The 14,264-nt window shown below is 70.3% G+C and carries 11 protein-coding genes; 3 read left to right on the top strand and 8 right to left on the bottom strand.

What is annotated here, in order from left to right; all coding sequences use genetic code 11:
* Positions 1–44: 44 nt before the first annotated feature.
* Positions 45–614, top strand: a complete 570-nt coding sequence (locus ACZ69I_RS20570) for a hypothetical protein (RefSeq protein ID WP_470833726.1) — start codon at positions 45–47, stop codon at positions 612–614.
* 178 nt (positions 615–792) lie between these two features.
* Positions 793–1,683, top strand: a complete 891-nt coding sequence (locus ACZ69I_RS20565; protein ID WP_470833725.1) for a DUF429 domain-containing protein — start codon at positions 793–795, stop codon at positions 1,681–1,683.
* A gap of 16 nt (positions 1,684–1,699) precedes the next feature.
* On the opposite strand, the gene ACZ69I_RS20560 is transcribed toward ACZ69I_RS20565, so the two are convergent.
* Together ACZ69I_RS20560 and ACZ69I_RS20555 are read right to left on the bottom strand one after the other, a co-directional pair.
* Positions 1,700–4,357: a phospholipase D-like domain-containing protein gene (locus tag ACZ69I_RS20560; RefSeq protein WP_470833724.1), complete on the bottom strand. Its 2,658-nt coding sequence runs from the start codon at positions 4,355–4,357 to the stop codon at positions 1,700–1,702.
* Positions 4,354–5,844 (bottom strand): hypothetical protein, encoded by a 1,491-nt coding sequence (locus ACZ69I_RS20555; protein WP_470833723.1) that lies wholly within the window; start codon positions 5,842–5,844, stop codon positions 4,354–4,356. The genes ACZ69I_RS20560 and ACZ69I_RS20555 overlap by 4 nt, the downstream gene beginning before the upstream one ends.
* 485 nt (positions 5,845–6,329) lie before the next feature.
* Between ACZ69I_RS20555 and ACZ69I_RS20550 the strand changes: the two genes are divergently transcribed.
* The gene (locus tag ACZ69I_RS20550; protein WP_470833858.1) at positions 6,330–7,637 is read left to right on the top strand and encodes a hypothetical protein; all 1,308 of its coding nucleotides are present in this window, start codon (positions 6,330–6,332) and stop codon (positions 7,635–7,637) included.
* A 409-nt stretch (positions 7,638–8,046) separates the two neighbouring features.
* Here ACZ69I_RS20550 and ACZ69I_RS20545 read toward each other — a convergent pair whose 3' ends face one another.
* The 6 genes from ACZ69I_RS20545 to ACZ69I_RS20520 form a co-directional block, all read right to left on the bottom strand.
* Positions 8,047–8,739 (bottom strand): GntR family transcriptional regulator, encoded by a 693-nt coding sequence (locus ACZ69I_RS20545; protein WP_470833721.1) that lies wholly within the window; start codon positions 8,737–8,739, stop codon positions 8,047–8,049.
* 143 nt (positions 8,740–8,882) lie between these two features.
* Positions 8,883–9,887: a proline racemase family protein gene (locus ACZ69I_RS20540; RefSeq protein WP_470833719.1), complete on the bottom strand. Its 1,005-nt coding sequence runs from the start codon at positions 9,885–9,887 to the stop codon at positions 8,883–8,885.
* A gap of 115 nt (positions 9,888–10,002) precedes the next feature.
* Positions 10,003–10,923 (bottom strand): dihydrodipicolinate synthase family protein, encoded by a 921-nt coding sequence (locus ACZ69I_RS20535; RefSeq protein WP_470833717.1) that lies wholly within the window; start codon positions 10,921–10,923, stop codon positions 10,003–10,005.
* Positions 10,920–12,599 carry an FAD/NAD(P)-dependent oxidoreductase gene (locus tag ACZ69I_RS20530; RefSeq protein ID WP_470833715.1) on the bottom strand — a complete coding sequence of 560 codons (1,680 nt, stop codon included), beginning with the start codon at positions 12,597–12,599 and terminating at the stop codon, positions 10,920–10,922. The genes ACZ69I_RS20535 and ACZ69I_RS20530 overlap by 4 nt, the downstream gene beginning before the upstream one ends.
* Positions 12,580–12,903 (bottom strand): (2Fe-2S)-binding protein, encoded by a 324-nt coding sequence (locus ACZ69I_RS20525; protein WP_470833714.1) that lies wholly within the window; start codon positions 12,901–12,903, stop codon positions 12,580–12,582. Before ACZ69I_RS20525 ends, ACZ69I_RS20530 begins: the two co-directional genes overlap by 20 nt.
* Positions 12,904–13,011: 108 nt before the next feature.
* Positions 13,012–14,151, bottom strand: a complete 1,140-nt coding sequence (locus ACZ69I_RS20520; RefSeq protein ID WP_470833857.1) for an NAD(P)/FAD-dependent oxidoreductase — start codon at positions 14,149–14,151, stop codon at positions 13,012–13,014.
* Positions 14,152–14,264 lie beyond the last annotated feature (113 nt).

The raw sequence follows: 14,264 nt of genomic DNA, 5'->3' as shown, positions 1-14,264 counted from the left end.
TTTGGAAAGATCGGGCCGGGACCGGTTCGAGGAGGGGATGGATTATGGGGTACTCGCTGGTGGTAGGCGCTCCTTACCCGAAGCAGGTCAACTGGCCGAAATCCGCGGCCAATCTCGTACTCAACAACCCGTACGTAGAGATCATCTATGCGTTCGATGGGCTCACGGCTGGTGAAAAGCACGCGTTTAGTACTGGCGCGGCTACGTTCGCCGTTGTCCCTGGGAACAGGCATCTCATGTGGTGCTACCGGTTCGAGACCCCGGACCGACCAGACCGCCAATCGGACTCTCTCGGCTGGGGGGATTCACCCTGGGAAGCCCATCGGCAGCGCGACCGTAGGGTCGGGGTGCCTGGAGGGATCGGAAAACCCTTCATGGCCTACATGGTGCTCGTCGACTCAAGCACAGGAATCGTAGAGGGGCTGCGCGTGGTCGAGCTGGACGCGGAGATCGCCGACTCGCTCAGGGATGCGGTCGCCAGGCAGCTCGCCCGTCCGTCCGACGACGTGGCAGCCTCGGAGGAAATCGATGCCGTTTATCAGCGGCACCCCAGCACCCAGAGCCTCCTTTCCGAAGCCACGAGCGTGCAGATGGTTCCCGCGCCCGCGAAGTGACGACGCCGCTCGATCCTCCTTCCCGCCTCCCGGACGTCCATAAGTCCGCAGGCGGCCCGCCCGAGGCGACGTCGGGCACCGGTGAGAGATCTCCTCGGTCACCACACCATGGGGGCGCTGGCTGAGGAGTACCGCGCCTCACCGGTGGCCGGTTCCGGTTCTCTGGTACTACGAATGCATGCGGATCGAACGGTTCATAGGCATCGACCTCGCCTGGGCGCAGAGCGGAGCCCGCACCCAGCTCAATGAAACAGGCGTGGCCGCCATCGACGCGCACGGCGTGGTGATCGAATGCGGCTGGACCCGTGGCCTCGAGGAGACGATGTCATGGCTGGCCAGGACAGCCGTCGACGGATCGACCCTGGCGTTCGTCGACGCACCGCTGGTCGTCGACGACCCGGCCGGTCAGCGTTTGTGCGAAAAGGAGGTCGGCCGGCGGTACGGCCGGTGGAAGGTGAGCGCGAACAGTACCAACCAGAGTTCTCCCCGACAGGCCGGAGTGCTGCTGCGGGAACGGCTGGAGGAGTCGGGCTGGTCCTACGACGACGGCAGGGGCGGGCCGCCGACCAACGGTCTGGTCTTCTCCGAGTGCTATCCGTACACGACCCTGGTCGGAGCCGCCGAGCTGGGCTGCGACCAGGAACGCCCCACGTACAAGCGCCGACCGGCACGAGTTCCGACGGCGCAGGGGCGAGCGGTACGGGCGGCGGAGTGCGACAGGCTGATCAGGCACATGGCGGGCCTGGCCACTGCCGATCCGCCCCTCCTGCTCTCCTCCCACCCGGTCTCCCGTCAACTGCTCTCCGAGCCCTCACCTCAGAAGGCAGCTGACTACAAGCATCGGGAGGACCTCATCGACGCGCTGCTCTGTGCGTGGACGGCCGCACTGTGGTACCGGCACGGACTGGCGCGCTGCCAAGTGCCCGGGGCGGACGGCTCCCTGCCTCCGGGACAGGCTCTCACCATCATCGCGCCTGCCCGCCTTGAACAGCGGCGTGACGGTGAGACGAGGTCGACCGAGGGGAAACAGCCGCTCGACGGTCCGTCGCCGGTGGTGTCACGGCACTGATCGCTTTCTTTTCCCGTCACGTGTCGAGTGTGAACAGGCGACTGACCAACTCCGGGTAAGTGAGGCCTGCTTCGACGACAATCTTCCTGAGAGCCTCCGGCGGGCCCTTCTGCAGCGGGGTCGGGGAACCGACGCGGCCGGGTACCGCGGAAAGGTCGCCGCCGCTGAACCGTGATTCCGGTGTGGCAGGGAGCCGTACCTGGTAGGTGCGCCAGACGCGTGCCGGGGGATTGAGAAGAACTAAGTAGGGGTCAGCCCACGCCATGAAGGCCCAGCGGTTCTTGCTGCGGGCTCGTACAAGCACGCCGTCGGCGTGGTGCCGCCCGAGTCGTTCGGCGGCCTTGGCCACGACCGGAAGCGGATTGCCGAAGGAGCCCGTGATCTCCCAGAGCCCGTCCTCGCGCACGACCGACCAGCCGGCCGCGGTGAGCCCCTCGATCGCCTCCGCGTAGGGGTCGTCTTCCTGCGCCAGAGCGATGAGTCTGTCCACCTCGCTCCAGGGCGCGACACGGGCGAGCGCCTGCTCCGGCGGGATCATCAGGTCCTCCGCCTCGGCGGGCTCGGCACGCGCGATCATCGCCTTGCCGCCGTGCCAGGCGCGGGCCGCGAGTACGTCGTGCTCACCGCCGCCGGTGAAGGTGGCGTCCTGGACGAGCAGTGTCATCACCACGGCCGCCACCGCATCCAGCCGTCGCCCTGTCTCGGGCGGCGCATCGTGCTCCGCCTCGCCCGCCAGGTCTTCGGAACGGAGTGCTTCGAGGAGGCGGCTGAGTCCGTCGCGCCAGCTCTGGTCCTGCTCGTCCCAGACTCCGGCGGCCAGGAGCTGGACGTACAGGTTGGCCACGAGCAGCCGGACCGGAACCGGTGCTGCGGCCGAATCGTCAGGGCCCGTGAGCGCCGCGACCCAGCGCTGGGCCCAGGCGCGACAACGGGCACGCTGCTCTGGCGCGATGTACGGGGCGAGCAGCTCGCTCGTGGTGGGGAGGTCCACCTCCTCCGTCTCGTCCTCGTGCTCTTCTTCGTCCTCCTCCCGCACTCCAAGAGAGACCGTCGACACGATCCACCGCGACGAGGGTGCCTGCGGCGGGTCGAGCGGCGAGGTGCCGAACGCCAGGTCCGTCAACGGCGCCCCGATCATCCCGCGGCAGTCGGCGAGGTAGGCGTCCCAGCGGTCGACGCCACTCGATGTCACCGAGCCCGTTGTCGTGTCTCCCGCCGGGCTCCCCCGGGAAGCGGACGTTCCGGCGGTGAGCTCGCGCAGGCGCAGCAGATCGGTTTCGAAGCGGCGCGCGGCACGCTCGTCTGCGAACAGGGTCTGCGCCGTGTAGTCGTATCTCAGTCGGGGACCGCTGACGGCGCTGTGGCGCCGTGCGCAGTGCACGGGGCTGTACACGAAGACGACGGCGGATTCGGCGGTGGTGCCGTCTGGACGGGCGCACGTGGCGCGAACGGCCGCACCAGGAACCTCGGGCAGCGGGAAGGAACAGGCCGAGGCCCCCGCCGGAATGGTTCCGGTCCGCGTCCAGGAACCCGGTGAACCATCCAGAGACGTGCTGATCACCACGGGAAGGGGCTGGGAGCGCGCCAGAGAGACGTGCAGGCCTTCGCTGTCCGTCTTCGCGCCCAGCAGGACGAGCGTGTGACCGGTGGACTGGAAGGGCCGGATGGTGCGGCCCGTCAGGCTCGCGAGTGAGGTGATGCGCCCCTGTTCGGGAAGCAGCGGCGCGGTGTCGGCGGCGAGTACGGCGAGCTCGCAGTTACCGCCGTCCCGGGTGCTGGTGCACAGCGCGGCGCGGGTGAGATTCGGGCTCCCGGTGAGAGCGTATCGGCGGCCGCCGGCCTGCCACTCGACGAACTTGCCGTGCCGCATCCGAGCCTCCTCGAGAAAGCGGATCTGCGCGTCGAAGCCGCCGAGTGCCCTCTTGATCGCTCCGGCGTCGTAGCTGGACCAGCGAGGCTGGAGCCCGAGGATGGTGCGGCCGGGGGTCAGACGGCCGATCAGCCCGCTGAGGGCATGACCGGCCTCGTCGACGAACGGGGCGTAGGCGTGCAGTTCGTCGACAGGCCCGAGAGGCAGTTGGTCCAGCAGACTCTCCTGGAGGTTGTGCAGAAGCCGGGCACCTGATTCCGGCCCGGCCGGGGCGTTGACATGCCGCTCGGTCAGAAGGGCAGCCAGTTCCGCCAGATGACTCGCCGACCAGGAGGCCAGTTCCACCGCTGAGGGCAGTGCGTCCAACCAGTCGGCGAGGTCGGCCAGGAGCGCGTGGGAGTCGTCGTCCTCGGTTTCCACCACCGTCCACAGCTCGTCGTTGGCGCCCCAGCCGGACAGCGTCGGGTTCCCCGAACCCACTGCGAGCCGGCAGGCGTGTTCTCCGACCAGGAGGACGAACTTGGGGTGGAATGCACGCTGGCAGGAGGCCAGGCCGTGCAGATAGCTGCGGCCGGCCATGCGCACATCGACCGGGTCGTACACCCCTTGGGCAGCATCACCGATCACCGCAGTGCGAGCACCCAGGCCACGGGCGACGGGTATGGCGACCTTCTCCAGGAAGGGAAGATCAACTGTGAAACCGAGGAAGAGCGCTTCGTGCAGCGCCTGCTGATCACTGCGTTCGCTCCACTCTCTCAGCAGCGTTACGGGAGATGCGAACCGGGTGTGCTGTGCCGCGCTCATGGGTTCGTCTCCAGGATGCGCCGTCCCTCCGAGGTGAGGGTGTGGCAGTTGTCGCGGACGGCGAAGAGCTCCAGCTGCGCCGCCAGGGAGCCCAGTTGGGGGATGCGGGTGCCGATGTCGGAGTCTCCTTCGTCACCGGTCTTGAAATAACGCTCGTTGCGAAGGTGCAGACGGGAGAAGATCTTCAGCCCGCCGGTCGCAGGGTCGGTGCGCAGCTTCGCGAGGGCGACTCTGCGGGACTGAGCGAGCATGTCGTCCACCAGCCGGGCGGCCAGGTCGCGGACAGGCCGGTCAGCGTAGTCGTTGATGAGGCCGTCAACCCACGTCGGGTCGAGGAACTCGGCCCAGCGCCGCTGACGGCCCAGGAAGACGGCCCGTACGTCGTCTGGCAGATGACCCTCTCGGGAGCGCAGCGCCCCCACCAGCAGGAGCAGCACATTGGTCATCGGGGCATCGGCACCCTGCGTCAGGAGTTGCCGTTCGACCGGCAACAACTGACCTGCCGCGTTCTTGAGCGGAGGCAGGTCGTCCAGGACCCGCCGCACATTCGCATCCGGGACCTGTTGTGCCAGCCAGTCGCGCAGTTCCTCGGCCGACCGGTCGGCCTCGCCGTCCTTGGAGCCGACACCGGCCACCAGTGCCGCCCACAGCCGACGCCAGGCGCCGACGGAGTAATGACGCAGCAGCACTCCCCGCCAACCGGCCGTCTCGGGAATCGCCGCCAGAACGGGATCCGTTGTCGCCTCGCCACCGAAGGCCACCGCGGAGCGCAGCGTCTCCTGATACCCGTCGCCCTCATGACCGTGGAGATCGATAGCCCGACCGAGGATACGGAGGGTCGCACGCCGAGTGCGGTCGGACGCCTCCCAGTCCCCCTGCGCCTGGGTTCCTCCACCGCGAGTTGCGGTCAGCACGTCCGTCAGCCATTCCCGCTCGGCGGGACACGGGACACCAAGAGCCGCCTGCCCCGCTGTCTCCAGGTCGGCGAAGGACACGACATCCCGCGCCGCGAGAGACAGCAGAGGGGCGAAGAGCTCCTTGACCGCGGGAGGGCACGCGTGCCGGCCGGGTCTGAGCACTCCGTCCCGGACGTCCACGGTTCCGAGCACCGCGGCGGGTCCGCCGTACTGGTCCCAAAAGCCCCAGCGGCGGGGTGAGTACGACTGGCTCAGCTGCTCCTCGTCGGCGGCTCGCGCGAGTTCCAGTTCGCCCGTGCAGAAGCGCCGCACCCGGTCGACCCCGTGGGCAAGCCACGCCGGATCAGTCTCCGTGTGGTGCTGAAGCGCCGCCAGCAGGACCTCGCTGCGGCGGACAGCCCGGCGGCACGCGGTGATGTCCCACGCGTTCCGTTCCGCATGCGCCGCGATCGCCGCATACAGCGAGTGGTATCGGATGTAGCGGGTCACCGTGGACACTCCGGGAACCAACCGGTCCACCGCCCGCATCACCGGGCCCTCCACCGCCAGGGGATAGCGCCCGGACCGCACGCCCAATCCCTCGAGTGCCCATGCCGGCCCACGGACATCCGCTGTCACTTGCCACCCCTTGTCGGCTGCCGGAGCGTTGCCTCGGCAGGAGCTACCTGACTCCGCCTCAGGGTAGATGCTGACTTCGGGCGAGAGGCCAACGGAGTCCGCGAATTGGGTATTTGCAACGCCACGCCCGAGTTGAGTTCGATGCTGACGCAGGCGATCGATTGGGAACGCTGTGGTCAGGGCGACTCTGAGGCTGCTACGCGGCCGTCGGCGGTCCGCGATCTTTCGCAGCGTGCGATTCCCGCGTGCTCAATGGGTCTCGTCGGCCCGCACCACGAGCCGCCGGTCCCGGCCAGATCATTGCAGGTGGGCGCCGTGCCTACGTTGCGAGATCGTCAATTCACCGGGAGACAGAGCCCGTAGCTGCATACACGAGGTTCATGCCGTTCTTGTCGGACGTCAGCCGTACGCTGTTGCTGGAAAACAAGGGGGAGACGATGACTGACCATCGCAAGGCAGCGGTTCCGGTGTGGACGCTGGCGACCGATGACGTCCGGGTGCCAGCTTTGGCCGGAGACGGGCTGATGACGGCTGAGCGCCTGGCTGAACTGCGCGGCGTGCTGGCCGCCCTGGCCGACGCGCCGATCGCCACACTTGAGGTGCATCCGCTGCCCGACAAGCTCGACCGCAGCCGAGGTATCCCGCTCGATGCCGCGAGTCCCCTGGCGCAGCACCTGTCACAGTTCATCACGCAATCGACGCGAAGTTCCCTTACGGCGGCCAGGGCGACCGCTGCAGGCGAAAACCTGTATCGCATGGTGGTTCCGGCGAAGGTTGCCGCCCAGTTCGGCCAGGGCATCGTTCGCCCGATGGCGTCGAAGGCGGCGGCCGGTGGCATCCACAGTGCACTCATGAACTCGACGGGCATCGCCGCCAATGCGACGTTCGTGCCAGTCGGTAAAGCGGCGGCAGCAGGCGCGGTCGGCGGAGCCGGTGCGACAGCTGGCGTCGCGGCCGCCGGCAGCGCGGCGCTCACCGTGGCCGCGCCGCTCGTGCTCATGGCCGTAGCGGTGGGTGTGAGCGCGCATGCCGACTACAAGCGCCAGCAGGCTATCGAACACATCACAGAACTGCTGGAGCAGCTGCACGAACAGAAGCTCGAAGAGGAGCACAGCGAACTCGACGGCTGCCGCGATGCCATCGACAAAGCCACCGCCATTCTGCTCGACCAGGGCAAGCTCGGAGTCTCCCTGGGACTGGACTCGGCAGTGCACGCCATCAACACGGCGCTGGGCGCCGCTGACCGCCGCCTTGCCCGGTGGCAGAGCGCACTCGACAAGCTGCCCGAGGGCAAGTCCGTCGAGATCAGCACGCTGGCCAAGTCATTCCCCGGCGTCGACGAGCATGGCGGCATGTTCCGCGCCCACCTCGAACTCGCTGCCCTGGCCATTGCGCTGAAGCGGCGGGTCGTCGTCCTGCAGGTTGTCGAGCATGCCCAGGACCACCCTGACAACTTGTTCGAGAACTTCGCCCGCGAGCTCAAGCGCGACCAGCAGCGCCTCGACGAACTGGAGTCGAGCATTGCCGGTGTCCTGGATCGCTTGTCGGCGCTGGAGCTGGCAGGTCCGCAAGGTCTGCGGCCCGTCTTCACGACCGGTGAAGTCGATCGCCTGATGCGCGCGGCAAACCGGATTCGCAAGCTGGGCGACGGCGTCATGGTCGACAGCCGCACGACAGACGTGGCGATTGAGATTGCCCGCAACAAGGACGGCTCGGTGGTCGTGTTCCCTGCGCTGTCCGCGTAGGCGTAGGCGCGCTCGCACACGCGGTGCGTGGTACGGGGTTACCCAAAACCTCGAGCGCGATGGTGGCTCTACGGCCATGCGGTCGTAACCGAGGGTGATGCTGGCCTTTTGTGACCGGCCTAGCTTGGTCCAGGTGCAGTCGAGCATGGGACCCTCCAGCTCATGCTGCCTGTGCGAGCTGTGAGACGCAGAGAGTGCCTGCATGAAGTTGCGCGGGACGAGCTACCTCAGGGGCCAGCGCATCCCATCGAATAATTGCGTGTGCATATTCTTGGGGGATGATCTTGCGACTCGCGGGAACCTCAACATCAATTGACCCCGTTACGCCTGGTCAAGGGATCTCGTGAACGTCCCACCAGCAGGAACCCCAGTTCATCTGGGGTTCTTTTGCGTTGCGGCGCGCGTCGTATCAGGAGTGCGCGTCGCCCGGGAGTGTGGTGCGGCCCTCGGCCCACAGGGAGCGCACGTGTCCCAGGTGGCGCGCCATGCAGCGCTCCGCGGCCTTCGCGTCGCCGGACAGCATCAGGTCGAGCAGCTCGATGTGCTCCTCGGCCGACGGACTCAGCTGATCGCGTTCGTCCAGGGTCGTCAGCCCGTAGAGGCGGGAGCGCTTGCGGAGGTCGCCGACCGTCTCGACCAGCCGGTCGTTGCCCGACAGGGCGAGGAGCGAGAGGTGGAAGCGGCGGTCGGCCTCCAGGTAGCCGATGAGGTCGTGGTCGCGGGCGGCGCGGACGATCTCCTCTGCGACCGGACGCAGCACCTCCAGATCCTCCCGCGCAGCGGTACGGGTGATCCGGCCGATCATGGGGACCTCGATCAGGCCGCGGATCTCCGTGTACTGGTCGAGGTCGCGCTCATTCACCTCGGTGACCCGGAAGCCCTTGTTGCGGACGGGCTCGACAAGCCCCTCCCTGGCCAGGTCGAGCATCGCCTCGCGGACCGGCGTCGCCGAGATGCCGAAGTCCTCGGCGAGGCCGGGCGCGGAGTAGATCTCGCCGGGGCGCAGTTCGCCGGAGATCAGGGCGGCTCGCAGGGCGTGGCCGACCTGGTCGCGCAGCCGCTCCCTGGTGGTGATGAGGTTCTTCTGCTTCAGGTGCCCCATGGTGTCCCCTCCGGTGGTTCCCGCGCCCGTGGTCCCCGTGCCCGTGGTGCCCGTGCTCGCGCGGATCACCAAAGTACAATGTCACGTTGCCAGTTGGGAGCTGGGCGAGGACCTTGGGCGGCTTCGGGGCGATGGTGGCGGACTCAGAGGAGGAAGCCCGCGGGGAAGGGGTCGTCGGGGTCCAGGAAGTACTGCGCCGTGCCCGTGATCCAGGCGCGGCCGGTGATCCGGGGGACGACCGCGGGCAGGCCCGCCACCTCCGTCCGCGCGATCAGCCGCCCGGTGAACTCCGTGCCGATGAACGACTCGTTCACGAAGTCCCGGTCCAGCGGGAGTTCGCCGCGGGCGTGCAGCTGCGCCATCCGCGCCGACGTGCCCGTCCCGCACGGCGAGCGGTCGAACCAGCCCGGGTGGATCGCCATCGCGTGCCGCGAACGGTGGGCGTCCGAACCCGGGGCGGCCAGATAGACGTGCTTGACCCCGGTGATGTCCGGCTGTTCGGGGTGGGTCGGGCGGTCCGGCGACGCGTTGATCGCGTCCATGACGGCGAGGCCCGCCGCGAGAAGCTCGTCCTTGCGCGCCCGGTCGAACGGGAGCCCCAGGGCGTCGAGCGGGACGAACGCGTAGAAGTTCCCGCCGTACGCCAGGTCGTACGTGATCGTGCCGTGCCCCGCCACCTCCACCTTGCGGTCCAGTGCGACGCAGAACGCGGGGACGTTGGTCAGGGTGGCCGAGGTGGCCGCGCCGTCGGACACGTGTACGTCGACGGAGACCAGGCCCGCCGGAGTGTCCAGGCGGACCGTCGTGACCGGCTCGGTGACCTGGACCATGCCGGCCTCGACCAGGACGGTGGCCACGCCGATGGTCCCGTGGCCGCACATGGGAAGCAGTCCGGAGACCTCGATGTAGAGGACGCCGTAGTCGGCGTCGGGGCGGGTCGGGGGCTGGAGGATCGCGCCGCTCATCGCGGAGTGGCCGCGCGGCTCGTACATCAGCAGGGTGCGCAGGTGGTCCAGGTGCTCGATGAAGTGGAGCCTGCGCTCGGCCATGGTGGCGCCGGGGAGCACCCCGACGCCCCCGGTGATCACACGCGTGGGCATGCCCTCGGTGTGCGAGTCGACGGCGTGGAAGACGTGACAGGTGCGCATGGAACCCTTCCGGTTGTCGGTCTCGGCGCGGCGGCGGTGGGTCTCGGTGGCGGTGAGCTTCAGAGAGGCGGGCCACGGGATGCGAGCCTCGGAGGCGGGACTCGGAGGGGCGGGCTCAGCGGTGGCCGGCCGCCATCGCCTTCTCGGTGGCCGACCGCACGAACGCCTCCGTGGGGCCGGACAGCGGTGCGCGCGGCGGGCGGGTCGGCCCGCCGCGACGGCCCACGATGTCCATCGAGACCTTGATGGCCTGCACGAACTCCGTCTTGGAGTCCTGGCGCAGCAGCGGGTGCAGCGAGCGGTAGAGGGGCAGCGCCGTGGTGAGGTCGTGGGCGCGGGCGGCGTCGTAGAGTTCCGCGCAGGCGGCGGGGAAGGCGTTCGGGTAGCCCGCGATCCAGCCGACCGCGCCCGCGAGGACGAGTTCGAGCAGGACGTCGTCCGCTCCGACCAACAGGTCGAGGTCGGGGACGAGTTCAGCGATCTCATACGCCCTGCGGACGTCCCCGGAGAACTCCTTCACGGCCACGACGCTGCCGTCGCCGTGCAGTCGGGCCAGCAGGTCCGGCGTCAGGTCGATCCTGGTGTCGAGGGGGTTGTTGTAGGCGACCACGGGCAGGCCGGCCCTGGCGGCCTCGGCGTAGTGGTCGCGCACGGAACGCGCGTCGGCGCGGTAGGCGTTCGGCGGCAGCAGAAGCACCGAGCCGCAGCCCTCCGCCGCGGCTTGCTCGGCCCAGCGGCGGGACTCGGCGCTGCCGTACGCGGACACGCCGGGCATCACGCGGGCCCCGTCGCCCGCGGCCTCGACGGCGGTACGGACGACGCGGGCGCGCTCGTCGTCGGTGAGGGTCTGGTACTCGCCGAGGGAGCCGTTGGGGACGACGCCGTCGCAGCCGTTGCCGATGAGGTGGCGGACGTGCTCGGCGTAGGCGTCGTAGTCGACGGACAAGTCCTCGCGCAGGGGGAGCGCGGTGGCGACCATGATGCCGCGCCAGGGGCGTTCGGCGGTCCAGGTGGCGGAGGTCGTGGCGGCGGTCATGAGGGGTGCCCTTCTGTCGGGTGCGGCGAGCTGGTGGGAGTGCTGGTGCTGTCAGGGCTGGGTACGTCGTTGGCGTCAGGGTGGGGGGACTCCGGTGGTTCCGGGAGCGCGGCGAGGGCGGCGAGGGCGGCGAGCGGTACGGGCGTGGCCAGGGGGCGGCGGTCCGGGGGCTCGGGGGCCTGCGCGGGGCAGGGGCGGGAGGCGTCGTCGGAGGAAGAGAGGGAGGGGGAGGGGGAGGGAGAGGGGGAGGGCGAGGAAGAAGGGGGCGTCGAGGACGCGGCGAGGCAGGTCACGGCCGGTCCGCACATCCGGCCCTGACACCAGCCCATGCCCGCCCGGGTGAGCAGCTTCACGGTGCGCGCGTCACGGGCCCCGTACTCCGTGACGGCCTCGCGGACGCGGCCCGCCGGGACTTCCTCGCAGCGGCACACGTCCGTGTCGTCGGAGAGCCACCGCGTCCAGCCGGGACCCGGCGCGTGCGCGGCGGCCATGACGTCCGCGAAGGCGCGCATCCGGTCGCGGCCGCGCCGCAGCGTGCGCAGGTGCGCGACGGGGGCGGGGCGTCGCCCGGTCAGTCGGGCGGCGATGGCAAGGGCGGCCAACTCGCCCTCGTACATGGCTAGTTGTGCGCCTCCCACCCCCGAGGTCTCGCCTGCCGCCCACATTCCACGTAGGGACGTCTCCTGCAGCGGCCCGAGTGCCAGCGCGTGCGTGCCGTCGGCCGTGCGGCGGGTGGTGCAGCCGAGGCCGGTCGCCAGGTCGATCTGCGGGACCAGGCCGTGGCCGACGGCCAGCGCGTCGCAGGCGATGCGGCGGCCCGAACCCGGCACCGGCCGCCAGTCGTGGTCGAGGCGGGACACGGTCACCGCCGTCACTCGATCCGTTCCGTGCGCCTCGGTCACCGCGTGCCGGGTGCGCAGGCGCACTCTGTGGCGCAGAAGCGCCGAGCCGTGGAGCGCGGCCTCCGTCAACTTCCGTGGCTGGGCGGCGAGTACGGCCGGGTGGCGGGCGTAGCCGAGATAGCCGGCGGCCTCGATGAGTTCGGGCACCTCGGCCCCGGCCGCGGTGAGGGAAGCGGCCACGGCGAGCAGGAGGGGGCCGCTGCCCGCGACGACCACGCGCCTGCCGGGCAGGGCGAGACCGGATTTGAGCATGGCCTGGGCGCCGCCCGCTCCCACCACGCCCGGCAACGTCCAGCCGGGGAAAGGGAGATGACGTTCGTACGAGCCGGTCGCGAGGAGGACGGTTCGGGCGCGCACGACGACAGGGGCCCGGCCCTGTCCGTCCTCGCCGGTGAGGGCGTGGACGGACCAGTGGTCCTCGGCCTCGCGCGTGACCGTCCACACGTGGTGGCCGAAGAGCGGCGTGGCGTCACTTGCCTCCAAGCGGTCGCGCAGGTCGGCGAAGAGGGGCCAATCGTGGTGGAGGGCCTCGGGGCGCGTGGCGCGCGCGGCTGGGTCCGGGTGCCGGTAGAACTGTCCGCCGGGCTGGGCTGCGGAGTCCAACAGCGCTACGGACAAACCGAGTTCCGCCGCCCGTACGGCACCGGCGAGACCCGCCGGTCCGGCGCCGAGCACCACGACGTCGTACCGCTCGTCGCGGCCGGTGCGCGCCCCTGGCCTCTCGGGTGACGTGGGTGAGGGCCCCTGTGGGGTCTCAGCTGCCGAGCCCGGCATGACCGTGTCCTTCCTGGGTGGTGACCGTGTCGCCGGGGCGGGCGGTGACCAGGCAGGCGCGCCGGTTGGGCTGCCCGTTGACGGTCGCGAGACAGTCGTGGCACTGGCCGATCCCGCAGAACGCCCCGCGCGGCCGCCCGCCGTCGCGCGTGGTCCGCCAGGCGAGGATCCCCGCCGACCAGAGCGCGGCGGCGACGGACTGGCCCGGCCGCGCGTCGATGCGGCGCCCGTCGAAGGTGATCGGGAAGGTGGCGTCGGTGGCGGCACCCACGAGATCGGCGGGGGTCCGGTCGTCACGTGCCATGGGGCCGGTTCCTCTCGGCGGGGGGCGTGGACGTGGGTATGACGTCGGGCGCGGGTGTGGCGCCGTGGGAGAAAGGAGGGCTGTGCACGGTGAAGGATCGGCGGCAGCTCATCGTGCGGCACCTTCCCGAGCGAAGCGGTCCGGGGCGAACGGGCCTACTGGCAGGGGCGGTTCGCGGCCCGTCAGCATCGCGGCGATCAGCGCCCCCGTGGCCGGGGCGAGGCCGATGCCCGCCCCCTCGTGGCCGCAGGCGTGCAGCAGGCCGGGGACACGCGGGTCGGGGCCGATCGCCGGGAGGTGGTCGGGGAGGTAGGGCCGGAACCCCGCGTACGTGCGGATCGCCCGCACCTCGGCGAGCACGGGGAACAGCCCCAGGGCCTGGGCCCCGAGGCGCCGCAGGACCTCGACGGACAGCGTGCGGTCGAAGCCCACCCGCTCCCGGCTCGCCCCGATCAGTACCGGGCCCGCCGGAGTGCCCTCCACCACGGCGGAGGTCTGCAGCGCCGCGGAGCTGCTCGCGACGTCGGCGACGTATTCCGCGGAGTACACCTTGTGGCGCACCACGCGCGACAGCGGTTCGGTGACGAGGACGAAGCCGCGCCGGGGGAGTACGGGCAGGTCCACGCCGGCCAGGCGGGCGATTTGACCGCCCCAGGTGCCCGCCGCGTTGAGCACGTGCGGGGCCCGCGCCTCGCCCCGGTGCGTCCGTACGCCCCGCACTTCGCCTCTCGTGCCGGTGAGGAACCCGGTCACTTCCTCGCCGAGTCGCAGTGTGAGGCGTCCGGCGTCGGCGGCCGCCCGCAGCAGATGGGCGGCGGCGAGGGCGGGCTGCACCTGCGCGTCCTGCGGGTAGTGGAAACCGCCGGCGAGGCCGGGTGCGAGGTGCGGTTCGAGGTCGGTGAGGCGGTCGGCAGGGACCTCGACGGCCTCCACGCCCGCGGCCCTCTGCCGCGCGGCGAAGTCGCGCAGTGCGGCGAGGCCCGGTTCGGTGGAGGCGACGACCAGGCCGCCCTTCGTCTCGTACTCGATGCGCGCGGGCAGCTCGGCGGCGAGTTCCCGCCACAACCGGGCGGAAAACAGGGCGAGTTCGAGCTCTGGTCCAGGCTCCTTGTCGGATACGAGGAGGTTGCCCTCGCCCGCTCCGGTGGTGCCGCCGGCGACGGGGCCGCGGTCGATGACGGTGACGTGGAGTCCGGCGCGGGCGGCGTAGTAGGCGCAGGCCGCGCCGACCACGCCCGCCCCGACGATGACGAGGTCCGTGCGGTACGAGGGGTCTGAAGGGTCCGAGAGGTCCGGTGGTCCGGACGGGTGTCCCGTGAGCACGGCAGTAATATTTCACATGGCACTGGTGCTGCCAAGGG

It is taken from the genome of Streptomyces sp. NPDC036815 (assembly GCF_055609205.1).
The sequence above is the reverse complement of the archived record's forward strand: the minus strand, read 5'-3'. Positions and strand labels throughout refer to the sequence as shown.